The organism is Roseibium sp. R5, assembly GCF_055755305.1.
This window is the reverse complement of sequence record NZ_CM146910.1, coordinates 1,131,294-1,154,700: the sequence shown is the minus strand read 5'-3', so window position 1 is coordinate 1,154,700 and position 23,407 is coordinate 1,131,294. Positions and strand designations below refer to the sequence as shown.

Annotated in this window: 23 protein-coding genes; 11 read left to right on the top strand and 12 right to left on the bottom strand. The window is 55.7% G+C overall.

What is annotated here, in order from left to right:
- Window positions 1-12 precede the first annotated feature (12 nt).
- From AC0J4F_RS05220 to acs, 7 genes are all read left to right on the top strand, one after another.
- Window positions 13-624: a glutathione S-transferase family protein gene (locus AC0J4F_RS05220; protein WP_133952753.1), complete on the top strand. Its 612-nt coding sequence runs from the start codon at window positions 13-15 to the stop codon at window positions 622-624.
- Window positions 625-678: 54 nt separating this feature from the next.
- Window positions 679-1,185, top strand: coding sequence for an urease accessory protein UreE (locus tag AC0J4F_RS05215; protein ID WP_473025617.1), 507 nt, complete (start codon window positions 679-681; stop codon window positions 1,183-1,185).
- Window positions 1,186-1,356: 171 nt separating this feature from the next.
- A complete protein-coding gene (locus tag AC0J4F_RS05210; protein ID WP_473025616.1) occupies window positions 1,357-2,082 on the top strand; it encodes an urease accessory protein UreF in 726 nt (241 codons plus the stop codon).
- Window positions 2,079-2,690: an urease accessory protein UreG gene (gene ureG / locus AC0J4F_RS05205; protein WP_209176462.1), complete on the top strand. Its 612-nt coding sequence runs from the start codon at window positions 2,079-2,081 to the stop codon at window positions 2,688-2,690. The genes AC0J4F_RS05210 and ureG overlap by 4 nt, the downstream gene beginning before the upstream one ends.
- Window positions 2,691-2,692: 2 nt before the next feature.
- Window positions 2,693-3,400, top strand: a complete 708-nt coding sequence (locus tag AC0J4F_RS05200) for a hypothetical protein (RefSeq protein WP_473025615.1) — start codon at window positions 2,693-2,695, stop codon at window positions 3,398-3,400.
- Window positions 3,401-3,527: 127 nt separating this feature from the next.
- Window positions 3,528-3,941 carry a DUF1761 domain-containing protein gene (locus AC0J4F_RS05195; RefSeq protein ID WP_209002675.1) on the top strand — a complete coding sequence of 138 codons (414 nt, stop codon included), beginning with the start codon at window positions 3,528-3,530 and terminating at the stop codon, window positions 3,939-3,941.
- 181 nt (window positions 3,942-4,122) lie between these two features.
- Window positions 4,123-6,060, top strand: coding sequence for an acetate--CoA ligase (acs, locus tag AC0J4F_RS05190; protein ID WP_133952747.1), 1,938 nt, complete (start codon window positions 4,123-4,125; stop codon window positions 6,058-6,060).
- 93 nt (window positions 6,061-6,153) lie between these two features.
- Here the strand turns inward: acs and AC0J4F_RS05185 are convergent, their stop codons facing one another.
- The 10 genes from AC0J4F_RS05185 to AC0J4F_RS05140 all read right to left on the bottom strand — a co-directional run bounded on the left by AC0J4F_RS05185 (window position 6,154) and on the right by AC0J4F_RS05140 (window position 16,124).
- Window positions 6,154-7,599 (bottom strand): TadE/TadG family type IV pilus assembly protein, encoded by a 1,446-nt coding sequence (locus tag AC0J4F_RS05185; RefSeq protein WP_133952746.1) that lies wholly within the window; start codon window positions 7,597-7,599, stop codon window positions 6,154-6,156.
- A gap of 286 nt (window positions 7,600-7,885) precedes the next feature.
- The gene (locus AC0J4F_RS05180; RefSeq protein WP_040452667.1) at window positions 7,886-8,443 is read right to left on the bottom strand and encodes an HNH endonuclease; all 558 of its coding nucleotides are present in this window, start codon (window positions 8,441-8,443) and stop codon (window positions 7,886-7,888) included.
- A gap of 294 nt (window positions 8,444-8,737) precedes the next feature.
- Window positions 8,738-10,150, bottom strand: a complete 1,413-nt coding sequence (gene leuC / locus AC0J4F_RS05175) for a 3-isopropylmalate dehydratase large subunit (RefSeq protein ID WP_133952745.1) — start codon at window positions 10,148-10,150, stop codon at window positions 8,738-8,740.
- A gap of 275 nt (window positions 10,151-10,425) precedes the next feature.
- On the bottom strand, window positions 10,426-11,298 hold the full coding sequence (locus tag AC0J4F_RS05170) for an isocitrate lyase/PEP mutase family protein (protein ID WP_133952744.1): 873 nt from the start codon (window positions 11,296-11,298) through the stop codon (window positions 10,426-10,428).
- 9 nt (window positions 11,299-11,307) lie between these two features.
- On the bottom strand, window positions 11,308-12,582 hold the full coding sequence (locus AC0J4F_RS05165; RefSeq protein WP_133952743.1) for a TRAP transporter large permease: 1,275 nt from the start codon (window positions 12,580-12,582) through the stop codon (window positions 11,308-11,310).
- The gene (locus AC0J4F_RS05160; RefSeq protein ID WP_133952742.1) at window positions 12,579-13,073 is read right to left on the bottom strand and encodes a TRAP transporter small permease; all 495 of its coding nucleotides are present in this window, start codon (window positions 13,071-13,073) and stop codon (window positions 12,579-12,581) included. The genes AC0J4F_RS05165 and AC0J4F_RS05160 overlap by 4 nt, the downstream gene beginning before the upstream one ends.
- Window positions 13,074-13,077: 4 nt before the next feature.
- Entirely contained in the window at window positions 13,078-13,722 is a 645-nt protein-coding gene (locus tag AC0J4F_RS05155) for a LysE family translocator (RefSeq protein ID WP_133952741.1), read from the bottom strand.
- An 11-nt stretch (window positions 13,723-13,733) separates the two neighbouring features.
- The gene (locus AC0J4F_RS05150; RefSeq protein WP_133952740.1) at window positions 13,734-14,726 is read right to left on the bottom strand and encodes a TRAP transporter substrate-binding protein; all 993 of its coding nucleotides are present in this window, start codon (window positions 14,724-14,726) and stop codon (window positions 13,734-13,736) included.
- A 274-nt stretch (window positions 14,727-15,000) separates the two neighbouring features.
- A complete protein-coding gene (locus AC0J4F_RS05145; RefSeq protein WP_133952739.1) occupies window positions 15,001-15,231 on the bottom strand; it encodes a PLC family EF-hand domain-containing protein in 231 nt (76 codons plus the stop codon).
- A 221-nt stretch (window positions 15,232-15,452) separates the two neighbouring features.
- Entirely contained in the window at window positions 15,453-16,124 is a 672-nt protein-coding gene (locus AC0J4F_RS05140; protein WP_473025614.1) for a YggS family pyridoxal phosphate-dependent enzyme, read from the bottom strand.
- Between the two features lie 292 nt (window positions 16,125-16,416).
- Between AC0J4F_RS05140 and AC0J4F_RS05135 the strand changes: the two genes are divergently transcribed.
- The 4 genes from AC0J4F_RS05135 (at window position 16,417) to holA (ending at window position 21,504) form a co-directional block, all read left to right on the top strand.
- Complete coding sequence (locus AC0J4F_RS05135) at window positions 16,417-17,118, top strand: substrate-binding periplasmic protein (RefSeq protein WP_473025613.1); 702 nt, start codon at window positions 16,417-16,419, stop codon at window positions 17,116-17,118.
- Window positions 17,119-17,267: 149 nt separating this feature from the next.
- Complete coding sequence (gene leuS, locus AC0J4F_RS05130) at window positions 17,268-19,892, top strand: leucine--tRNA ligase (RefSeq protein WP_133952737.1); 2,625 nt, start codon at window positions 17,268-17,270, stop codon at window positions 19,890-19,892.
- Window positions 19,879-20,445, top strand: a complete 567-nt coding sequence (lptE, locus tag AC0J4F_RS05125) for an LPS assembly lipoprotein LptE (RefSeq protein WP_306149169.1) — start codon at window positions 19,879-19,881, stop codon at window positions 20,443-20,445. Before leuS ends, lptE begins: the two co-directional genes overlap by 14 nt.
- Window positions 20,446-20,463: 18 nt before the next feature.
- Window positions 20,464-21,504, top strand: coding sequence for a DNA polymerase III subunit delta (holA, locus tag AC0J4F_RS05120; protein WP_133952736.1), 1,041 nt, complete (start codon window positions 20,464-20,466; stop codon window positions 21,502-21,504).
- Window positions 21,505-21,556: 52 nt separating this feature from the next.
- Here the strand turns inward: holA and AC0J4F_RS05115 are convergent, their stop codons facing one another.
- Both AC0J4F_RS05115 and AC0J4F_RS05110 read right to left on the bottom strand, forming a co-directional pair.
- The gene (locus AC0J4F_RS05115) at window positions 21,557-22,462 is read right to left on the bottom strand and encodes a ParB/RepB/Spo0J family partition protein (protein WP_133952735.1); all 906 of its coding nucleotides are present in this window, start codon (window positions 22,460-22,462) and stop codon (window positions 21,557-21,559) included.
- A gap of 104 nt (window positions 22,463-22,566) precedes the next feature.
- Window positions 22,567-23,391: a ParA family protein gene (locus AC0J4F_RS05110; protein ID WP_133952734.1), complete on the bottom strand. Its 825-nt coding sequence runs from the start codon at window positions 23,389-23,391 to the stop codon at window positions 22,567-22,569.
- Between the last annotated feature and the right edge of the window lie 16 nt (window positions 23,392-23,407).

Genomic DNA, 23,407 nt, shown 5'->3' with positions numbered 1-23,407 from the left:
AGGGAGAGAGAAATGTACAAGATTGTCGGCTATCCGCAGACTCGGGCTATGCGCGTCATGTGGCTATTGGAAGAGCTTGGCGAACCATATGAAATCGATCCGGCAATGCCCCAATCTGAAGGCATTCGCGAGGTCAATCCGGCCGGAAAGGTGCCAGTGCTGATTGACGGCGATCTGGTGCTCCCGGAATCAATCGCCATCTGCCAATATCTTGCCGACAAGCATGGAAAGTTTACCTTTCCGGCAGGCACCAAAGAGCGCGCCATCCAGGACAGCTTCACGCAACTGGCTGTAGACGTTCTGGAAGGGGCACTCTGGACGGCAGCCAAGAACAGTTTCATTCACCCGAAAGAACTTCGCGTTCCAGAGATCAAGCCTGTCTGCAAGGCGGAATTCGCTGAAGGTTTACGGATCCTCGAAGCCCGTATGGGCGAGGGGCCATATGTCATGGGTGAGACTTTCACCATGCCAGACATCATCATCGGCCATTGCGGCGGATGGGCGGTTACCGCCAAGTTCGACCTGCCAAAGGAAGGCCGCATCTACGACTACTTCAAGGCCCTTCGCAACCGCCCCGGCTACAAGGCCATGATGGCCAAGGTCGTTGCGGCTGCAGCGGCCTAGAGGATCGGGCATGTTGATGAAAACGCCCAAAGCTCATCTACCAGGAAGGACTTCATGATCCGGGTTGCCAGCATCAAACCCGCCGGTGAATGGACCGGCCAATCCGCAGACACGATCACGCTGGATCGCGAAGACCGTCATCGCCGCCGTGCGGCAATGACGGGAGCAAATGGCCTTACCTTTCTTCTGGATGAGGCTAATGCGGTTCATCTTCATCATGGGGACGGCCTCGTTCTGGAAGACGGCCGGATCATCGAAGTCTTGGCGGAGCCGGAAGACCTGGTCGAGATCCTTGCCGAGAACACGGCGCATCTTGTGAAGATCGCCTGGCATCTCGGCAATCGGCACCTGCCCACCCAGCTGATGGGCGACACACTGCGCATAAGACGGGATCACGTGATTGAGGACATGGTCGAAAAACTCGGCGGCAAGCTGATTGCCTTGAGCGCCCCTTTCGATCCAGAGGGCGGGGCCTATGGTCACGGCCAGACGCATGGCCATAGCCACGATCACGGGCATGGGCGTGGGCATGGGCATGGGCATGGGCACTCTCATGGCTGATGTTTTCCGGGTCTTTTTTAAGGGTGTCATCCCCGCCTTGAGCGGGGATCCACTCGTTTGCAGAGAAACTGCACTCAAGTTTCACAAGGTGCGGCAAGCGAATAGGCGAGTGGATCCCGGCACGGAGGCCGGGATGACATCCGTGGCAATGCCTGGCGAAGGGGCTTTGGCATGACAGGGGCCGTTTCCCAATCCGCGCTTTACCGGCTGCTGACGTTTCTCTCTCCGGCCTTTCCGATTGGGACGTTCACCTATTCGCATGGGCTGGAACAGGTCATCGACGCCGGCGGTGTCAGTTCCGCCGAAGACCTCCGGATCTGGCTCAAGGACATCTTGGCACATGGAGCCGGACGCAGCGATGCAATCCTGATGAGCCAGACTTACCGGACGGCGTTTGCCGGGTCGAATGAGGGTGTCGGGGATCTGGCAGAGCTTGGCCTCGCGCTCCAACCTTCAAAGGAACGGCATCTGGAAACATCCGCTCAAGGCACGGCATTTGTTGACACTGTGACTGCGAGCTGGCCGCCGGACTCACAAACCACAGCAGGGGCTGTTTTCAGCAGCCTGACCATTGAGAACAGTCAGACGCGTCTGACCGAGTGGCCCTATCCCGTCGCGTTGGGTCTGATTTGCGCAGCCCATGAGCTGCCGGAAGACGCAAGCCTGACGGCCTTTCTCCACTCCTTTACAGCCAATCTCATCTCGGCGGCTGTCCGCGCTGTGCCGCTTGGGCAAAACGAGGGCCAACGGGTGCTGGCCGCACTGGAACCCTTCATCTCAGAAGTGGCTGCCGATGCGATGGGCTCCGGTCTTGACGACCTTGGCACCTCCACCTTTCTCGCCGACATCGCCTCCATGGCGCATGAAACACAATATTCGAGGTTGTTCCGCTCATGAAATCTCAAAACGGTCCCTTGCGCGTCGGCATCGGCGGCCCAGTCGGCGCCGGCAAGACAACGCTGACGGACAAACTGTGCAAGGCCATGCGCGAGCGCTATTCACTCGCGGTCATCACCAATGACATCTACACCAGCGAAGATGCCGAAGCGCTGATGCGGTCACAGGCGCTCACCAGCGACCGGATCCGCGGCGTGGAAACCGGCGGCTGCCCGCATACGGCCATCCGGGAAGACGCCTCGATCAATCTGGCGGCGGTCAAGGATCTCAATGACAAAATCCCCGATCTCGACCTGATCCTGATTGAATCGGGCGGCGATAATCTGGCGGCCACTTTTTCACCGGAGCTTGCAGACCTGACGATCTATGTCATCGATGTAGCAGCAGGTGAGGAAATTCCTCGAAAAGGCGGTCCCGGCATCACCCGCTCGGACCTCTTGGTTATCAACAAAACGGATTTGGCCCCCTATGTCGGCGCAGATCTAAACGTGATGGACCGGGACGCGGCCAAGATGCGCAAGGCCCGACCGTTTGTTTTCGCCAACATGCGAGCCGGAGATGGTATAGAAAAGATCGTGGAGTTCATCGTCGAAAAGGGCGGTCTTTAGCTGTGACACCGGCAGAAACTGTTCAGCTTTGCGCAAGAAATAATGCGCTTTGGTGCGATGCCGTCCTGAGAGCTGCCGGCGCAAAAACAGATTTTCACCATGGCTACTGGCACGCCTCTGGCAAACAAGTTGCCCTGTTTCCAAACATCGTCACATTAACCGCAGAGCACGGTGCAGATCTATCTGCTGCGCTTGCCGCACTCCCTTCCAAAGCAGCGGTGAAGGACAGTTTCGATTGCCTCGATCTCCGCACGTCCGGTTTTGAGAAACTTCTGACCGGCACCTGGCTGTTCCGGTCACAGGAAGGCACACGAAGACCCGCTTCGCCGCCGGACTGGCAAAAAGCACAGACCTCAGAGGCGCTCGGTAAATGGCTTACGGCGTGGAATAGGAGCGAAAATCTTCATAAGCTTTTTCCGCCAAAACTGCTGGAGTTTCCGGACATTGATTTTGTATCCATCCGGCGGGACGACAAAATTCAGGGCGGCGCGGTCCTGAATTACGGCCCATCTCACGCAGGCAAGGATGTTGTTGGTGTTTCCAACATCTTCCATCGCAAGAGCTGGCTCTATGGAGCCCTCCATGCGCTCATCGAGCCGTTCCCGCATCGGCCAGTCTGCACCTATGAGACCGACACAGAGCTGTTGCCCGTCTATCGCCAGATCGGTTTTGAGGATGTTGGAACCCTAACGGTCTGGCAAAAGCTTTGATTCTGGCTTCAGATGCCTCGCATTTTTGACAGGTCCTTTTCTAGCCAGTGCGCTTGATATCCGGCCTTATTGATTTCATTGTCCGTTCGAAAAGAGCGCACCGCAGTGCTTTAGGGAGAGTCCAAACATGATGTTCGACGGGATCAATTTGCTGGCAGCCGGAGGCGCGGCAATTGCCTCATTTATCGTCGGCGCGATCTGGTATGGTGTTCTTGGAAAAGCCTGGATGAAAGCCGCTGGTTTAACCGAAGAACAGACACGGCCGAACCCAGTCACGATGATTATTGCCTTTTTGTGCCAAGTGGTTATGGCCATCGTTTTTGCCGGGATCATTTATCACACAGGCGAAGTGACGGTCCGTGCAGGCATCATCTCGGCCATCATGGTCTGGATCGGGATCGTGATGACCACCCAGATCATCAACCATCGCTTTCAGAGCCAGCCGTGGGCTCTGACTGCAATTGACGGCGGTCACTGGCTCTTGGTTCTGCTGGTTCAGGCGGTGGTCATCGGGCTGCTATCGCCCTTTGTCATTGCCTGACGCGAGCGTAAATCCTTACGTATTTGAACGCACTAGACCAATGTCGCGCCTACGAAAGTACGAAAGTTAAGTTATGGACGCTGGGGAAGGCCATACGCATAATGGCCACCGGCAAATAAGACTGGCGGGAGGAGAGCAAATGCGACCGCCGGTTCAAATCGGGGTTTCTGGGAGGTCCTAAATGTCCGCATCTGTTTTTCCCGTTCCAGCGGAAGTAGCCGCACGGGCGCATGTCGATAACGCGAAATATCTTGAAATGTATCAGCAGTCGGTGAGCGACCCGGATGGCTTCTGGGGCGAGCACGGCAAGCGTGTCGACTGGATCAAGCCTTTCACCAAGGTGAAAAACACCTCTTACGACTACCACAATGTCTCGATCAAATGGTTTGAAGACGGCACATTGAACGTCTCTGCCAACTGCATCGACCGCCATTTGGCAACGCGCGGCGATCAACCGGCCATCATCTGGGAAGGTGACGATCCGTCCGAAAGCAAGGTGATCACCTACAAGGAGCTGCACCACGAGGTGAACAAGTTCGCCAACGTTCTGCATGCCCAGGGCGTGAAAAAAGGCGACCGTGTCACGATCTACCTGCCGATGATCCCGGAAGCGGCTTATGCGATGCTGGCCTGTTCCCGGATCGGCGCGATCCACTCCATCGTTTTCGGCGGGTTTTCTCCGGACAGCCTCGCCCAGCGCATTGAAAGCTGCAAAAGCAACTGCGTGATCACGGCCGATGAAGGCCTGCGCGGCGGCCGCAAGGTTCCACTGAAGCTGAATGTCGACAAGGCCGCGGAAAAGGCGCCGGTCAACAGCGTCATCGTCGTCAAACGCACCGGCGGCGACATTTCCATGCAGGACGGCCGGGACGTCTGGTACCACGACGAAGCAGACCGCGTGTCCGACCATTGCGATCCGGTTGAAATGAATGCGGAAGATCCGCTCTTCATCCTCTACACGTCCGGATCCACGGGCCAGCCGAAGGGTGTGGTCCACACAACCGGCGGATATCTCGTTTACGCCTCGATGACCCACCAGTATGTCTTCGACTATCAGGATGGCGACATCTACTGGTGTACGGCTGATGTGGGCTGGGTCACCGGCCACAGCTACATCGTCTATGGTCCGCTCGCCAACGGCGCGACCACGCTTATGTTCGAAGGCGTGCCGACCTATCCGGATGCTGGCCGTTTCTGGCAGGTTTGCGAGAAGCACAAGGTCAACATTTTCTACACAGCCCCAACCGCAATACGCGCCCTGATGGGGGCTGGCGATGATTTCGTCAACAAGTCGGATCTGTCGTCACTGCGCCTGCTCGGCTCGGTCGGTGAGCCGATCAACCCGGAAGCCTGGAACTGGTATTACAACGTCGTCGGCAAGCAGAACTGCCCGATTGTGGATACCTGGTGGCAGACCGAGACTGGCGGCATCCTGATCACACCGCTCCCAGGCGCGACCGACCTGAAGCCAGGCTCTGCAACCCGTCCGTTCTTCGGCGTGCAGCCGGCCGTCGTCGATGCGGAAGGCAACTTCCTTGAAGGCGCGACCGAAGGCAATCTGGTCATCACCGACAGCTGGCCGGGCCAGATGCGCACGGTGTACGGTGACCACGACCGTTTCGTGCAGACATATTTTGCCACCTACAAAGGTCTCTACTTTACTGGTGACGGCTGCCGCCGGGACGAAGACGGTTACTACTGGATCACCGGCCGCGTGGATGACGTGATCAACGTTTCCGGTCACCGTATGGGAACAGCGGAAGTCGAAAGCGCGCTGGTCGCCCACGAGAAGGTCTCAGAGGCCGCCGTGGTCGGTTATCCGCACGACATCAAGGGGCAGGGCATTTATGCCTATGTCACGCTGATGGAAGGTGAAGAACCAACGGATGAGCTGAAAAAAGAACTCGTCAAACATGTCCGGGCAGAAATCGGCCCCATCGCCTCACCGGACCTCATTCAGTTCTCACCAGGCCTGCCGAAGACCCGCTCGGGCAAGATCATGCGCCGCATCCTGCGCAAGATCGCCGAGGACAGCTTCGACAATCTCGGCGACACCTCGACACTGGCAGACCCGGCCGTGGTCGATGACCTGATCGATAACCGCCAGAACCGGGCGTAAACCCGTTCAACCAGGTACCGCGAAAACAAAAAAGGCCCGTTTAGCGACGGGCCTTTTCTTATCCGGAAGTCGGATTTTTACTGAGAAATGACGTTATCTCGAAAGGTAGATGGACTGAATTTTTTTGGCGATGTTCGAAAAAGCCTGTTTCAAACCTTCAGAGGAACTTGCCTGATAGTAGTTGCCGGAGCTGGCGCAGTTTTGCATATTACGAGCCCCTGTAGAGGAGTTGTTTGAGCCAAAGTAGACACCAAAGACCTCGATACCAGCATCTTTCATAGCGGTGCAATATGCCCGGTGCCGGACGGACGCCTCATTACTGTAACCTTCCCCAGTGTCGCTGTTAACCTCCCATTCCAAGTCAATTTCCGGAATATCAACCCAATCATAGATATCGGTGCAACGCGTTCTCCAACGACCTCTACGCCAAACCCTCCTGCACTCCTCATCGACTTTCTTGTACTCCGTCAACGGCAAGTCAAACGCTCGGTTGTTGTTGCCATCGGTCATCATGATTGCGAATTTCAGAATGTTATCATCATTGTAAGCAGCCGGCGCGCTGGCAGCCGGCCAAAGGTTTGCGTAGCTGGGAGATAAACTATTCCAGCCCCAAATAGCGCCCGTATGCCCGGCCGTCCAACCTTCCGCCTCCAGATCGTCAATCGCATTAATCAATTCATCCCGGTCATTTGTTAGCGGGATCATTACGGAATCACTTGAGCATCCATCACTGCTTCCGTCTCCATAGAAGGTCGCCTTCGGAGGAGGATTGCTTTTCGTATAATAGTTGTAGGGGCTGTCAGTGTATTTAACGTCGTACAGTTCCGTTCCGTCATCATAGTCTTGACGTTCTGTAACGCAGTCCGAACTGTCGGCAAAACCATAGGCTCCACCTTTCACAACATCCGCATATCCGCCAAGGTTCACACCGGTACTGTAAGGCACAAGAGAGATTCGGACCTTGGCTTCTGACTGATCCTGATCTTCAGGAAGTAGGATGTTCACGACATCAGTCGATGCTTCCCGCAAGGCAGGCATGTCACCCCTCATAGACCCGGTAACATCTACGATTAGAGCCAGCTCTACATCGAACCTGGAATAATTAACACGCGCATTTGTACCGAAATTAAATGCATCCGGCCCAAGCAAATCTTTCCCTAAACCGCCGATATTGACAAAATAGTTATTGAGACCGGCAGATGAGGTGACAGTTACCGTGCCTTCGTCATCGTCGATAACAAAGCTCAAATTCTCTATCGCCTGATCTAGAAACTCTGCATCGGCAAGATTTGCGCGAAAAGAGTTTTCGATGCGAGTTTTGATTTGTGCGTCGGAGAGGGCAGAAGTCGACAGATCCGTCGCGACAGAAAGCGCAGCGGCATCAATAGCATAAGCCAGTTTTTCCCGCGCGTTAACGGACCTGGAAATATCAATTGCTGCGCCCCCAATGACGACCAGCACCAACACCATTCCCGCAAATATCGGCAGGATGGAACCATCATGATTTCGGTTAAACTTTGAAATCAGGGCTTTTATCATTTAGCCACGCAATCCCGTTTCTACGAATGCCCTTCAGGCACGTTACGGAATAGCTACTAAAGAAAAGTACCTAAACAATTAAAATGCTACTCGAATTTTTGAAGTATTTACGTTTTTTTTACGAATCAGACCAGCACAAAAGGTCTAATCGCTGTTCTGATTTGCCATGCCAAACGATGATCTACGCCTGAACCCTTGAGTGAATTAGAGTAAGTATGCTCCCTACCACTTCCCGACACACATGGAAGTCATTCAAAGATCGCCGGCAGAAAATTCTGAGATAACCCTACGGGTCCAGCTCTGTATCCCAGTAGAGGAAGTCCATCCAGCTTTCGTGCAAATAGTTAGGCGGGAAGCCGCGGCCGTTGTTGTGCAAATCCTGGATCGTCGGCCGGAATGGCATGTGCATGGGCCACATGTTGAGCTGTTCGCAGGACTTGTTGGATTTGCGCAAGTTGCACGGGGAGCAGGCAGTGATCACGTTTTCCCAGGTTGTCAGGCCCCCTTTAGAGCGCGGGATCAGGTGATCGAAGGTGAGTTCCTCTTTGCTGCCGCAATACTGGCACTGGAACTTGTCGCGAAGGAATACGTTGAAGCGGGTAAAGGCAGGGTGCCGGCTGGGTTTGACGAAGGTTTTTAAGGAGACGACGCTGGGCAGTTTGAATTCGAAGCTCGGACTTCGGACCGCTGCGTCATATTCCGCAACGATGTTCACCCGGTCCAGAAACACAGCCTTGATGGTGTCCTGCCAACTCCACAAGGACAAGGGGTAGTAGCTCAAAGGCCGGTAATCCGCATTGAGCACCAACGCCGGATGAGCTCCCGGCGATACCGCTATCGTCACCTTCCACTCCTTACGCTTCATCAGAACGTCTGGTGTCCAGTCAAGCGGACAGCAGAGTATGTCCCTTTGCGATGGGAGTATTGTAGTGCCGAGGTGACAGTCTTGTGAAGACCAATGATTTCATTTCTTCACCCAGCCGAGTGGTGTCGAAAACTCGGCAGATAAATACGACAACTTTCTGAATCACTTAGCGAAATGCAGATGAATTCAATGAGCCGCCACAGTTTTTTCTTGCAAAGAAAAAGGGACGCTTTGACGCGCCCCCAAACATTTTCTTAAACGGTCAATGACGAATCAGTTGGCCGTCCAGTCGCGAATGTCGACGAAGTGGCCGGCGATCGCGGCCGCTGCGGCCATCGCGGGCGACACAAGGTGTGTGCGGCCCTTGTGACCCTGGCGGCCTTCGAAGTTCCGGTTGGATGTCGACGCACAGCGCTCACCCGGAGCGAGCTTGTCCGCGTTCATCGCAAGACACATGGAACAGCCCGGCTCACGCCATTCAAAGCCGGCTTCCTTGAAGATCACATCCAGACCTTCTTCTTCCGCCTGTTCTTTGACGAGGCCGGACCCTGGAACAACCATTGCGCTGACGTGCGATGCGACCTTGTGGTTGCCGATCACAGCTGCGGCTGCGCGCAGATCTTCGATGCGGCCGTTGGTGCAAGATCCGATAAAGGCCCGGTCGATCTTGATATCCGTGATCTTCGTTCCCGGTTCGAGGCCCATGTAATCGAGCGCCCGGAACTTTGATTGACGGCGGTTCTCGTCTTCGATTTCCTTCGGATCCGGAACAACCCCTTCAACGGACACGACGTCTTCCGGAGACGAGCCCCAGGACACGATCGGCGGCAGATTGGCTGCGTCCAGCTCGATAACCTTGTCAAAATAGGCATCCGCATCGGAGTGCAATGTCTTCCAATAAGCGAGCGCCTTGTCCCAATCGTCACCTTTCGGGGCTTTCGGACGGCCCTTGATGTATTCAAAGGTCTTTTCGTCCGGCGCGATCAGGCCTGCGCGTGCGCCGCCTTCGATCGACATGTTGCAGACCGTCATACGGCCTTCGATCGACAGGGACTCAATAGCTTCACCGGCATACTCGATGACGTAGCCTGTCCCGCCGGCCGTTCCGATCTTGCCGATAATCGCCAGAACGATGTCCTTGGCCGTAACACCGGCCGGGATCTGGCCGTTGACCTTCACTAGCATGTTCTTGGCTTTTTTCTGGATCAGGGTCTGGGTTGCCAGAACGTGCTCAACCTCGGATGTGCCGATACCGTGGGCCAGCGAACCGAAAGCGCCATGAGTGGACGTGTGGCTGTCACCGCACACGATGGTCATGCCGGGCAGGGTGAAGCCTTGTTCCGGGCCAACAATATGGACAACGCCCTGACGCATATCGAGTTCCGAATAGTACTCGACGCCGAACTCGGCTGCATTTTTGGCAAGCGTTTCGACCTGGAGTGCAGACTCCGGATCATCAATGCCATGACGGCGGTCGGTGGTCGGGACGTTGTGATCGACCACGGCAAGGGTCTTGCCCGGCTGGCGCACCTTGCGGCCGGTCATGCGCAGACCCTCAAACGCCTGCGGGCTGGTCACTTCATGCACCAGGTGGCGGTCAATATAGAGCAGACCGGTTCCGTCCGGCTGCATGTCGACCGCGTGGTCGTCCCAAATCTTGTCGTAAAGCGTCCGTGCCTTGGCCATGGGTCTCTCCTCAGTCAGGCTGGCCCTGCGCGTTTTAAAGCCGCGCCGTCAGCCTTCGTTCTCTCACAGTTGTCTCCCGGAATGGGGCTACTGCCGAATTCTGTCCAGTGAATGGCGCAGCTCCGCGTCAAGGTCAAGCATTCCGAGTTGAGCTGAATTCAACTGAGTTTGATTGGAGATCCGCAAAACCCCGCCTGATCGAGCAATCAGGCGGCTGACCGACTCGCAAAAGGGCCGGTCCATGTGTGGCTTTGCATTCGCCATCACCCGAAACGCTAATTCCGCTTGGACGTCTCGTAATGCGCCGAGGCTTCGTAATAATCATTGAAGCCAATGCGATCGCGAAGTTCAGAAAAGTTCATCAAATCCGGGGTGCGATCTTCATCCGATTTCAGCTTGACCAAGGTTCCCATCATCGCCTGCATGGCACTGGCCATCAAAGTGAGGGGGTACGCCGCAATGGAAAACCCTATGTCTTCCAGTTCCTTATGGGAGAGCTCCGGCGTTTCGCCGCCTTCAACGATATTGGCCATTTTCGGGCCTGGAAGTTCACGGCAGATGGTTTGCATCTCCTCGACCGTCTTCGGCGCCTCGACAAAAAGGATGTCGGCTCCGAGCTCCTTGAACTTTGCAGCCCTGTCGATCGCTTCGGTGAGCCCGTGATCATGCCGGGCGTCCGTTCGCGCAAGGATCAGGATGTCGGCGCCAGCGTCCTTGGCATCTTGCGCAGCGCGGATCCGGTCAAAGGCTTCATCGCGGGATACCACGGCTTTGCCGGGCGTGTGACCACACCGTTTCGGCGCGAGCTGATCTTCGATCATGACAGCAGCAGCGCCGGCCTTGGCAAATCCGGTGACGGTACGGCGCACATTCATGGCATTGCCGTAGCCTGTATCCCCGTCGGCAATTAGCGGGATCTCAATCGCATCGGTGATGTTACGGGCTTGGTCGAGAACTTCGGCATAGGACATCAAGCCCAAATCCGGCTGGCCGATGCGGGACGCGGACGTGGCAAAACCCGACATGAAGGTCAGCCCGAAACCCGCTTGTTCAATCAGCTTTGCCGACAAAGCATCGAAACAACACGGCATCACATTGAGTTTGTCTTGCGCCAGGAGGGCGCGGAGTTTGTCAGCCTGAGACGGCATGGAATGTCCTTAGAGTTTGAACGGGATGTAGAGGGCCAAATCAGTCCAGAGGTAGAGTATGACGACGCTCAACAGCATCAGTGCCAGGAAGGGGAGAACCCCACGTGAGACATCCGCCAAACTGGATCGGGCCACCGACTGGATGACATAGAGATTAAGCCCGACCGGCGGCGTGATCAGCGCGCATTCCACCATGACCACCATATAGACCCCGAACCAGATCGGATCAAAACCAAGGGCCATCGCGGCGGGCAGCAGAACCGGTGTCATAATCAGCACCATGGAGAGCGCTTCGAACACCAGACCCATAATCAACAGCACCACTGACACCACCAGAATGAAGGCGAGCGGCGTATCGATGTTCTGACCGATGAACATCGAGATTTCCTGAGGGATCCGGTAAAGCGTGATCGCTTTTCCGAAGACCTTGGCACCGGCAACGATCAAGAGGATCGCAACGGTGGTCACCATGCTCTCGAAAGCTGCTTCCTTGAAGCCCTGCCAAGTCAGGGTTCGGAGGTAAAAACCGGTGATCAACAGGGCAACGGCAAAACCGATGGCCGCGGCCTCGGTCGGCGTTGCAATGCCGGTATAGATGACACCGATCACAACGCCGGCCAGTACCATGGAGGGCAGGGCACGGATCGTGCTCGAAATCCGTTCCTTGGCACTTGCCGGTGGCTCCGGCGTGTAACCGCCAAACCAGCGGGCGTAAATCATGGCAAAGGCAATGAAGAGCGCGACAAGCAACAGGCCAGGGCCGATACCTGCCAGAAAAAGCGCAATCACAGACTGCTCTGTGACAAAGCCGTACACGATCATCGGGATCGATGGCGGGATCAGGATTCCAAGCGTGCCGCCAGCGGCGAGAAGTCCATAGACGAATTTTTTCTCATAGCCTCGGCTGATCATCTCCGGAATCGCAACCGTGCCGATGGTGGCCGCCGTCGCCACGGACGATCCGGAAATTGCTGCAAAGATGCCGCAGGAAACGATGGTGGCGACTGCCAGGCCACCCGGCCAATGTCCGACCCAGGCATGAACGGCGGAGAAGAGATCCTTGCCGACGCCGCCCTTTAGCAAAATGTTGGACATCAGCAGGAACAACGGCACGGCGAGAAGAATGAACCCATCAAGTGTCGACAGGATCGCTTGCGGCGCCATCAGCGGAGAAAATCCGCCGAACAAAAGCAGGGCCAACCCAAGTCCACCAAGCGTAAAGGCAACGGGAACACGGATGAGCAGCAGCGTGAAAAGGGCTGCGAGAATAAGGATCGTTGTCAATGTCCGGCTCCGCTTAGTGAAACCGGCCCCTTGGCCGCTTTGCCAAGTTCAATCAGCGCCTGCAGGAACAAAAGTCCGAAGCCGACTGGAATTGCGAGTTCCGTAACCCACGTGGGCAAATCCAGCATGGACCCTGTTGTCCGGCCGCGCTCAAAGGAATCATAGAAAATCCCAAAGCCCTTCCAGGCCACAATGGCGCTGAACCCCGCGACAAAAATCATCGCAAGGCCCTGACAGACGCGCTGCGCGGTTGGACTAAGCTGGTTGGTCACCGCATCAACGGCAATATGCCGCCCCGCGCCAAGGATCCAGGGCATGGCGATCATGGAGCCCCAAATGAGGCTCAGCTGGGACAACTCCGCAGCCCAAATCGTCGGCGCAACAAACAGATACCGGGCCGTCACCTCAAAGGTAAGCATGCCGCCGGCCAGAACAAACAAAAGCGCCGATACCCAAGCTAGAGCGAGGGTCAGCTTCGAGAAAACAGTCATTTTGTTACCGATGCGCTTCGCGCAATCCTGAAAGAATGAGAGCAGCGCCCATTGCGCCGAAGGCCGCAGCGAATGCAGCCTCAAATCCCCGTTGGAATTTTTGATAGGCCAGGGTCATCCGACCCGTCGAAAAGAGCAGAGCGTAAGCGCCGTAGACAAGGAAGGCTGAAACGGCCCCAAGCGGCCCGAAAGCAAGGACGGTTGGTGCTTCTAAACCCTGACCGAACAGAAAGGATGCGACAGCAATCCACATCAAGCCGGCCTTGGGATTGCTCAGCACAACGAACAAACCGAACCGCCAGTTTCTGAAATCAGACGCTTTCTGACCGGCAGCGCGGATCGTCCCACCAGACGATGGCCATAACACCGAACGCACCGCCTTGGCGGCCACATAAAGAAGATAACAGCCCCCGAGGATCTTCATGGCTGTCAACACAGCCGGAAAAAGATCCAATAAGACAGCCAGCCCGAACGCAACAGCCGTAACCCAGACAAGAACGCCGGAAGCGACACCGAGGGTGACGTAAACGGCCGCACGGCGACCTTGCCCCAAGGCGGCAGCTGCTACGGCAACCAGGTTTGGACCTGGCGCAGCTTGCGCGGCGACCGTGAGGATCAGGGCCGCCGCATAGGCTTCAACGATATACACGTCGAAACGACCTAAAGCTTCTGCGCCGCGTCCATGACTTGCTTGCCAAGGTCGCCGGCTTTTTCGCCATAAGCGTCGTAAACTGGTTGGCTGACCGCTCTCCAGGCAGAGATTTCCTCAGCTGTCGGCTTGTAAACGGACATTCCGTTTTCTTCCGCAGCTGCATACGCATCGGCCTCGATCTGGGACATGCGGTCGCGAACATCATTTTCGGCTGTCAAAGCCGCAGCTTGAATGATTTCCTTGTGAGCATCCGGCAGGCCGTTCCAGAAATCCGTGTTCACAACGACAATGAATTCGATGTCCGCGTGATTGGTCACGGTAATGGTGTCCATGACTTCCCAAAGCTTCCGGGATTTGACACCGGAAACGCCAGTCATGCCGATATCGACTGTTCCGCGTTGATAGGCGAGGTACTGTTCGGACCCGGAGATGAGCGTTGGAGCGCCGCCCGCAGCGGTGACGAAATCGCCGAGGGTCTTGCCGAAGACACGGACTTTTTTGCCTTTCATGTCTTCAGGTGTTTTGATCGGTCCGTCCTGAGACAGCATGATCGCACCACCATAGGCCTGCCACCACAGGACGGTTGATCCGGTGTCCTTGATGGCCTCATCGAGCGGTCCACGGACAGGAGATCCCGGAGCAACAGCTGCGCGAACCTTGTCCTCGGTATCAAAAAGAAACGGCTGATAGAAAATGTCGACAGCCGGAATGTCACCGACATACCGGGTCAGGGACGCAACACCCATCTCGATCGCGCCGGACCCAACGGCAGCGGGCACTTCCTTGTCTTTATAAAGCTGCGCGGAATCGTAGATTTCTACCGCGATATCACCGTTGGAGTTCTTCTCCACTTCTTCCTTGAACAAGGTCAGGTTCTGCCCAAGGTGGCTTGTCAGCGGCAGCTGCAGCGAAATGCGCAAAGTTGTATCAGCTGCAAAGGATGAGCCGGCAGTCACGCCAAGCGCCATCGCGGCTCCAAGAGCCCACGTGAATGGTTTCATGATTTCCTCCCAATTATGGAAGGCAGTCTGACAAACGAAAAATTTCTGGTCAACAAATCCCTGACCACTTGGCCAAAAGTACAGGGTTCACTGCGCGAAGGAGAAAGAATTAAATCATTGTTTTTTCAATATTTTAGCCTTGGACCTCTATATCCGCCAAAAAATACGTCTGAACGAAGAGAACCATCGCCGGCGTGACCTCTCCCGGCGATGGTCCCTACTGGGCGAACCGCGCACCTTCCGCGGTCCGAAAGCTACGATCCACCCAAGCCAGTTACGGCTGAACAGCCGAGAATTCTGCCGGATCGAGCAAGTTGTCTTGGTTTGCATCGGCTGCCTTGAAGGCATCCTCTGTTACATCCGGCATGACGGCAGTGACTTCATCAAAGCTGACAAATCCGTCCCGGTCGCTGTCGACAACATCAAAAGACATGCCCTGAGCAAAAACCGCTGAAGTAGCGGTAACGGCACCGAAAAGCACGGCGGCTGCGAGAGACTTGGACATGATATGACCTCCAGTTTTGGTCTTTGTGCTCCGTCGCTCGACCAGACCCCTGCGGCCGGTGAACCGGAGCGAGAGAACACTGATTTGAGATCGGGACGGCCAAAAGGCCGCTCAAAGGAACTGTTGGGGCATTGTTGTGACCGCCAAGCTTTGGCAGTCACGCCTTGGTCAAAATATTGTCAAAAGTAGCAATTTCGGACCGCAATATGGCGGACCGGCACTTAGGTGTAATCCCGGGATCCAAAGATCGCGGACCCGACACGCACATGGGTTGCACCAAACCCAACGGCGGTCTCGTAGTCAGATGACATGCCCATGGAGATCTGAGACAGACCGTTGCGCGCAGCGATTTTCTGAAGAAGCGCAAAATGCTCCCCCGGGGCCTCATCCACCGGCGGAATGCACATTAATCCGACGATATTTAAACCGACCGTCTCCTTGCATTCCTTTACAAATTGATCGACCTCTTTCGGTGGAATCCCGGCTTTCTGCGGTTCTTCTCCGGTGTTCACCTGGATGAAGCACGGCAGATCCCGGCCTTGCTTATTCATTTCAGCTTTAAGGGCCTTTGCGATTTTCGGTCGGTCCACCGTGTGAACGACATCAAACGTCGCGACGGCTTCTTTTGCTTTGTTGGACTGCAACGGGCCGATGAGATGCAATTCAATCCCGTCAAAGGACCCACGCAGTTCCGGCCACTTTCCCATGGCTTCCTGAACACGGTTTTCACCGAATACACGATGACCTGTCTCCAACGCCGGGCGGATGGCATCTGCTTCAAACGTCTTGGACACGGCGATCAAGGTCACGGCGCCTTCGGGTCGTCCATACTCTGCTTCTGCCTTGCGAATGTCTGAAAGAACGCTGGAAAGCTGATCTGAAACGGATGCCATGAAGACTGCTCTGGTTTATGGGATTGCTCGTTTTCAGTGACATATACGCAGGTCATATCCGCAGCAAGGGCAGACATGAAAAACCCTGCCAGTCCTATGAGCAGGCTGTTGCAACATCCAGAGAATGTTCAACTCTATCTTACACCTGGCTTCGGTCTCATTCAGATCCATAGAATAATGGTAGACCAGTATTTTACCTTTTCTTTGCAGTCCAGGTATTAAGTAGGGTATGCATATTTGCTGAGGTTCTCGGATGTTTTGGAGAATATCTTCTTCTTATACACTGGCAATATTGTCTATTATTACGACGCCTCCAGCTGTCTCGGAAGAATTTTCGTTTGCCATCGGTGAGTGGCCTCCCTTCATCTCCAGCAATGCGCCAGGTTATGGGCTTCATAGCGAACTGATCTCAGAAATCTTTGGATCTCAGGGCCATACGGTCAAGCTGGAGTTCTATCCATGGCGCCGGTCTCTTGAATTGACAAAGGTCGGAACACTGCCAGCGACCTATTCCTGGTCCTATCTTCAAGAGCGGGAAGACGACTTCATCTATCCCGAGCATCCACTCGATCAATTGAATGATGTTAATTTTTACCGCAAAGACCGCTTTCCGAACGGTTTGGTGCCGCTTTCATTCGATGAGCTTAAAGGCCGCTCCCTAACGGTCGTGGGCGTGGAGGGGTACTGGTACGAGACAGTTCTGAACAAGGCAGATGTTGTGTTCCAAACGGTCGCCACCGAGGAACAGGCCTGGAAAATGCTGCTCCACAACAGGGCCGATATCTTTATCGAAAATGATGTTTCCGGTGACATTCAAGGCCGGCAGTTTCTTGGAAAAGACATGGATAACATCGACCGCAGTGCACCGTTCCGGACAATACCGGTTTACATCATGTTCAGCCGCCATAACCCAGATGCACTCCGGATGATGGAAATCTGGGATAGAGGCATCACGGAACTCTCGGTTTCCGGCCCAGATTCCCGAACACAATAGCTTTACGGCCTCCGCTCTGCGCATTAAACAGCAGGGTAGAAACAGTTCACTTAAGGCATGTTGACCGCGGCACCGAATTCTGGTGACTGTCCCGCAGTCAGACATTCAAGAAATCCGCCGGGTCCGGCGGCAAGCAAACGGCAAAATTGATGGCAACGGAACGGTACAATGCGCGCGAAGTAGAAGCGCGCTGGCAAAAGACTTGGAACGACAAAGATGTCTTCGTCACTCACAATGACGATCCACGCGACAAATACTACGTCCTTGAGATGTTCCCGTACCCGTCCGGCCGGATCCACATGGGCCACGTCCGCAACTATGCCATGGGCGATGTGGTCGCCCGCTTCAAACGTGCCAAGGGCTTCAACGTCCTTCATCCGATGGGTTGGGATGCCTTTGGCATGCCGGCTGAGAACGCTGCGATGCAGAACAAGGTCCACCCAAAAGACTGGACCTATGAGAACATCGCCACCATGCGGGAACAGCTCAAGATCATGGGTCTGTCCCTTGATTGGAGCCGGGAATTCGCGACCTGTGATGTTGCCTACTACAAGCAGCAGCAGGCGCTTTTCCTGAAGTTTCTGGAAGCTGGGCTGGTCTATCGCAAAAACGCAAAGGTCAACTGGGACCCAGTCGACATGACGGTCCTTGCCAACGAGCAGGTGATCGATGGCCGCGGCTGGCGCTCCGGCGCACTCGTTGAACAGCGTGAACTGACCCAATGGTTCTTCAAGATTTCCGATTATTCGGAAGAACTTCTGGAAGCAATCGAAACACTGGATCGCTGGCCGGACAAAGTCCGCCTGATGCAGAAGAACTGGATTGGGCGCTCCGAAGGTCTGCGTGTCCGCTTTGAGTTTATCGAAGCCGCTCCGACAGGCGACACAACGCTGGAAATCTTCACCACACGGCCAGACACATTGTATGGCGCGTCTTTCATGGGACTGTCTCCGGATCATCCGATTTCGGTGAAGCTGGCGGAGACCAATCCGGAGCTGAAAGACTTCATCGATGAATGCCGGCGCGTCGGTACGTCTGAAGAAGCCATTGAAAAGGCTGAGAAGAAAGGCATCGATACCGGTCTCAAGGTCAAGCACCCGCTTGACGCTTCCATCGAGTTGCCGGTTTACGTCGCCAATTTCATTCTGATGGACTACGGCACAGGCGCCATCTTCGCGTGTCCGGCGCACGATCAGCGCGACTTGGATTTTGCCCGCAAGTATGGCCTCTCCGTAAAACCCGTTGTCTTGCCGAAAGGCGCCGATCCGGCAACTTTCGAAATTGGCGACGAGGCCTACACCGACGACGGCACAATCTTCAATTCCGACTTCATGAACGGAATGACGATTGCCGATGCGAAAAACGCTGTCGCGGACAAGCTGGAAGCCATCAAGGTAGACGATGGGCCGCAGGCCGAGCGTCAGGTGAATTACCGCCTGCGCGACTGGGGCATTTCCCGCCAACGCTACTGGGGCTGCCCGATACCAGTCATCCATTGTGATGACTGCGGCGTTGTTCCGGAAAAGGATGAAAACCTACCGGTGCAACTGCCGGACGACATCAATTTCGACAAGCCGGGCAATCCGCTGGACCGCCACCCGACATGGCGTGACACAGCTTGCCCGAACTGCGGCAAGCCGGCCAAACGTGAAACCGATACGATGGACACGTTTGTCGACTCCTCTTGGTATTTCGCGCGTTTTACCGCACCAGACTGTGATCAGCCGACAGACCCGAAAGCTGCAACCGACTGGCTGCCGGTCGATCAGTATATCGGCGGGATTGAGCACGCGATCCTGCACCTCTTGTATTCGCGCTTTTTCACACGGGCGATGCAAAAGGTCGGTGCACTCGACCTGAAAGAACCGTTCAAGGGCCTCTTCACGCAAGGGATGGTCACGCATGAGACCTACCGGCGCGGCGGCGACGGCTCCAGCGGCGAATGGGTCTCCCCCGCCGAAATCAAGATCGAGGAGAAGGACGGTCAGCGTGCTGCATCCATGCTGGACAGCGGCGAGACCGTTTCCATCGGCTCCATCGAGAAGATGTCGAAGTCGAAGAAAAACACAGTCGACCCGACCGATATCATCGACACATATGGCGCCGACACGGCCCGTTGGTTCATGTTGTCAGACAGCCCGCCCGAGCGCGATGTCATCTGGACCGAAGATGGTGTCCAGGGCGCGTGGCGCTTTGTACAACGCGTGTGGCGTTTGATCGGCGAAATCGCCGAAAAGACGGAGCCGCGCAATTCCTCTGTTCCGGCTATGTCTCAAAATGCCGAAGATCTGCGCCGCGCGGCCCACAAAACACTGGCTGCTGTCTCAAACGATCTGGAAGGCCTCGGTTTCAACCGGGCCGTTGCGCGCCTTTATGAGCTGGTCAATACGTTGAGCAAGGCGTTCAACGAGGGCCTGGAAGATCAGGGCAAGGAATACGCGGTTCGGGAAACGGTTGATTACCTCGTCCAGATGATGGCGCCCATGATGCCGCACCTCGCAGAAGAATGCTGGTCTGCGTTGGGTCATGACAGCCTGATCTCCGAAGCGGCATGGCCGGAAGCAGATCCGTCGTTGTTGGCCGAGGATACAGTAACGTATCCGATCCAGATTAACGGCAAACGGCGCGGCGAGCTGAGCATTTCAAAAGAGGCTTCCAAAGAGGAGGTCGAAGCAGCTACCTTGGCGCTGGACTATGTTCAAAAGGCGCTGGACGGGAAGTCACCGAAGAAGCTGATTGTTGTGCCACAAAGGATTGTCAATGTCGTTGTTTGACCAGGTTTTGACATCGAGCCGGATTACCAGAAATCTTGCTCTGGCGAGCCTTTTGGCCTTTGGTGCATTGGCAGGCGGGTGTCAGATCCGCCCGCTCTATGGCACCACAGCAACAGGCTTTGGCGGGACACAAACCGTATCCTCCGATCTTGCAGCGATCGATATTGAATCCATTGGTACCGATGTCTCTGGCCGTACGCTTTACAACGAACTGACCTTCAATTTTGAGCGTGGTACAACTGCCCCCGCAAAGAAATACCGGTTGAAAGTCCTGGAAGACACCAGCACCGCCTCCGTCGCAGTTGAACAGTTCTCTGATGTTCCGTCAGCCTACACTTTGACCATGAACGCTTCCTTCGTCCTGAGTGACCTTGAAACCAACAAGACACTGATGACAGGACGGTCCTTCCAATCTGCCTCATATGACTTCTCCAGCCAGCGTTTCGCCAACTTAAGAGCGCAACGGGATGCAGAAGAACGTGTGGCAAAGGCGGTCGCGGAAGACATCACAGCCCGGATTGCCGGATACTTCGCAACCCACCAGGGTTCATAAAGAAAAGGCAAAGCACACGTGTCCACGCTCAAGGCCGCGGAGATTGACCGGTTCGTCGCCAATCCCCCGGATGGCGGCGGCGTTGTGCTCGTGTTCGGCCCGGACACCGGTTTGGTATCCGAGCGCGCTAGCCGGCTTGTTGCCAAGGCGTCCGAAGGCGACAGCGACCCCTTCAACCTCATAAAGATTGACGCCTCTGAACTCAGTTCGGACAGCAACCGTCTGATCGATGAGGTGCTGACCGTTCCGCTGTTTGGTGGCCGCCGTATTGTGTGGGTCAAGGATGCTAGCGGGAAAAACCTGGTTCCATCAGTCGATCCCGTCTTGAAGCTGGATGATTGGCAAACTTTGGTTGTTCTGGAAGCCGGCGACATCAAGAAAGGTGTCGGCCTGCGCAAGCTGATAGAGCCTCATAAACGGGCCGTCGCGCTGCCGTGTTATGCGGACAACGACCGCGGCATTGACCACTTGATTGATGAGGAAACACGCGAAGCTGGCCTCTCCATATCCCGCGAGGCGCGCGCAGCCCTTCACAGTCTTCTGGGTGGTGACAGAATGGCCAGCCGGGGCGAACTCAAGAAGCTCTGCCTCTACGCCATGCAGAAAGAGCGAATTGACAGCGAAGACGTGGAAGCCATCATTGGCGATGCCTCGGCGTTTGAAACATCTGAGTTGATCGATGCAGCCGCTGGCGGCGATCTGTCGACTCTCGATCATGGACTGGAACGCCTGACGGATGCCGGATCAAAAGCATCGGTCATTGCCAATCAGGCGCTCAAACACTTCCAATCCTTACATCGGATGCGAATCGAAATCGATGCTGGAAAAAGTGCCCAGCAAGTCGTCGACGGTCAGCGCCCACCCATTTTCTTCAGCCGCAAGCCAAAATTCAGCCAGCAGCTCCGTATTTGGACCATTAAGGACTTGGAACGGGCCATGGGCATCCTGAGTGAGGCAACGCGGGTATCCCGTCTGAATGACAATTTGGGCGTTCCGGTCCTCTCAGAGGCCCTTCTTACGGTAGGCCGCGCCGCGCGCGCTCGCAGCCAACGCCGCTGACAAAAAAGGCCGGGACATCCCGGCCTTGATCAAATCTGTCTCGCGCCAATCCTCAGCGGTTTTCAACGCCCAGCAACCGGCAAATCTGATCGAGCTGTTCCAAAGACGTGTATTTGATCTTCAGATCGCCAGACTCTTTGCCGGGCTTGTGGCCAACGGTGACTTTCAGTCCCAATGTGTCGGCCAGCCGCTTTTCCAAGGCTTTCGTATCGGCGTCCTTTTGCGGCTTTTCGGTCGGGGTTTTGTCGCCCTTCAATTTCGCCAGTGCATCGGGGTCCTGAGCGAGCTTTTCCGCATCGCGCACCGTCAGACCCTTTTCAACGATCAGTTCGGCCAAGGCCGCCGGATCATCAACGGTGATCAGCGCCCGCGCATGACCAGCCGTCAAGAGCCCCTCAGCTAGATAGTCTTTGACTGAATTCGGCAGCTTCAACAACCGCATGGTGTTGGCAACATGGCTCCGGCTTTTGCCGATGACCTTCGCCAACTCACCCTGGCTGTAGCTGAATTCGGCAGTCAGCTGCTCATATCCCATCGCTTCTTCAATCGGATTGAGGTCTGCCCGCTGCACATTCTCGATGATTGCGAGCTCTAATGCTTCCTGATCCGTGACGTCCCGGATGATGATCGGCGCTTCATGAAGCCCTGCCCGCTGGGCGGCCCTCCAGCGCCGCTCACCAGCAATGATCTCAAACCGGTTCGCTTTTCCAGCTGCCGGACGAACGAGGATCGGCTGCACGATGCCTTTGGCTTTTAAAGACTCGGAAAGGTCCGCCAGATCCTTCTCTGTGAAGGTCTTGCGCGGGTTGCGCGGGTTTGGCTCCAGATGCTCGATCGGGACCTTCCGGCTATCGCGAACCACTTTTTCAGGTGCTGGCGACGCCTCCGGCGCTGAATCGCCAATGAGAGCTGCAAGACCGCGGCCCAGCCGCTTGTTTTTGACGTCCTTGTCCGCCATTCCGCACCTTTTTCTTTTTATTTCAATAAGTTAAGAAGGATCAGCCGATATGTGGCCTGACCGAGCCTACTAACATGTCAATTCGGACCCGATTCGAGCGGTTCTTAGGCCGCAACGCTGCGCAGCTGCCGCTCTCGCTGAATGATTTCAGAAGCAAGGCGGAGATACGCCTGGCTTCCGGCACATTTCAGATCATAAAGAAGCGCCGGTTTACCGTAGGACGGTGCCTCGGAGATCCGGACGTTGCGCGGAATGATGGTGTCATACACGGCGTCACCCATCGTTTCGCGCACATCCGCAACGACCTGACTGGAGAGATTGTTCCGGCTGTCATACATCGTCAGAACGATACCGTGGATGCTGAGCTCCGGGTTCAAAGCTGATTTCACCTGCTCAACCGTGCTCAGCAACTGGCTCAGACCTTCAAGCGCGAAGAACTCGCACTGCAACGGAACCAAAATTGAGTGGCTTGCAGACAGCGCATTGATCGTCAGCAGGTTCAAGGACGGCGGGCAATCTACGAGGACATAGGTAAAGCCGATTTCCTTGAAGAGCCGGGAATGCGTCAGGTTTTCGATTGCATTGCGCAGACGGAAAGCACGGTCGCTGGTCGACGCAATTTCGAGTTCCAGGCCAAGAAGGTCCATGGTGGACGGGGCTACCCACAAGCGTTGGACCGCCGTTTCGCGGATCGCTTCGTCCATCGAGCAGTCGCCGCTCAGGATTTCATAGGTCGACAGGCCACGGTCCCGGTGCTCGATCCCAAGACCCGTCGAGGCGTTTCCCTGCGGATCAAGATCGATTACGAGGACTTTCTCCCCGATTGCGGCAAGCGCAGTACCAAGGTTGATGGCCGTGGTGGTTTTACCAACCCCGCCCTTCTGGTTTGCGAGCGCAAGCACACGCGGCATTTCGGGAAGCATGTTCATTACCACCACACCTTCC

What these genes read in the sequence shown, in the direction of transcription:
- AC0J4F_RS05220 (WP_133952753.1), top strand. Translation starts at nt 13, where the DNA reads ATGTACAAGATTGTCGGCTATCCGCAGACTCGGGCTATGCGCGTCATG.
- AC0J4F_RS05215 (WP_473025617.1), top strand. Translation starts at nt 679, where the DNA reads ATGATCCGGGTTGCCAGCATCAAACCCGCCGGTGAATGGACCGGCCAA.
- AC0J4F_RS05210 (WP_473025616.1), top strand. Translation starts at nt 1,357, where the DNA reads ATGACAGGGGCCGTTTCCCAATCCGCGCTTTACCGGCTGCTGACGTTT.
- ureG (WP_209176462.1), top strand. Translation starts at nt 2,079, where the DNA reads ATGAAATCTCAAAACGGTCCCTTGCGCGTCGGCATCGGCGGCCCAGTC.
- AC0J4F_RS05195 (WP_209002675.1), top strand. Translation starts at nt 3,528, where the DNA reads ATGATGTTCGACGGGATCAATTTGCTGGCAGCCGGAGGCGCGGCAATT.
- acs (WP_133952747.1), top strand. Translation starts at nt 4,123, where the DNA reads ATGTCCGCATCTGTTTTTCCCGTTCCAGCGGAAGTAGCCGCACGGGCG.
- AC0J4F_RS05185 (WP_133952746.1), bottom strand. Translation starts at nt 7,599, where the DNA reads ATGATAAAAGCCCTGATTTCAAAGTTTAACCGAAATCATGATGGTTCC.
- leuC (WP_133952745.1), bottom strand. Translation starts at nt 10,150, where the DNA reads ATGGCCAAGGCACGGACGCTTTACGACAAGATTTGGGACGACCACGCG.
- AC0J4F_RS05170 (WP_133952744.1), bottom strand. Translation starts at nt 11,298, where the DNA reads ATGCCGTCTCAGGCTGACAAACTCCGCGCCCTCCTGGCGCAAGACAAA.
- AC0J4F_RS05160 (WP_133952742.1), bottom strand. Translation starts at nt 13,073, where the DNA reads ATGACTGTTTTCTCGAAGCTGACCCTCGCTCTAGCTTGGGTATCGGCG.
- AC0J4F_RS05150 (WP_133952740.1), bottom strand. Translation starts at nt 14,726, where the DNA reads ATGAAACCATTCACGTGGGCTCTTGGAGCCGCGATGGCGCTTGGCGTG.
- AC0J4F_RS05145 (WP_133952739.1), bottom strand. Translation starts at nt 15,231, where the DNA reads ATGTCCAAGTCTCTCGCAGCCGCCGTGCTTTTCGGTGCCGTTACCGCT.
- AC0J4F_RS05140 (WP_473025614.1), bottom strand. Translation starts at nt 16,124, where the DNA reads ATGGCATCCGTTTCAGATCAGCTTTCCAGCGTTCTTTCAGACATTCGC.
- leuS (WP_133952737.1), top strand. Translation starts at nt 17,268, where the DNA reads ATGGCAACGGAACGGTACAATGCGCGCGAAGTAGAAGCGCGCTGGCAA.
- lptE (WP_306149169.1), top strand. Translation starts at nt 19,879, where the DNA reads ATGTCGTTGTTTGACCAGGTTTTGACATCGAGCCGGATTACCAGAAAT.
- AC0J4F_RS05115 (WP_133952735.1), bottom strand. Translation starts at nt 22,462, where the DNA reads ATGGCGGACAAGGACGTCAAAAACAAGCGGCTGGGCCGCGGTCTTGCA.
- AC0J4F_RS05110 (WP_133952734.1), bottom strand. Translation starts at nt 23,391, where the DNA reads ATGAACATGCTTCCCGAAATGCCGCGTGTGCTTGCGCTCGCAAACCAG.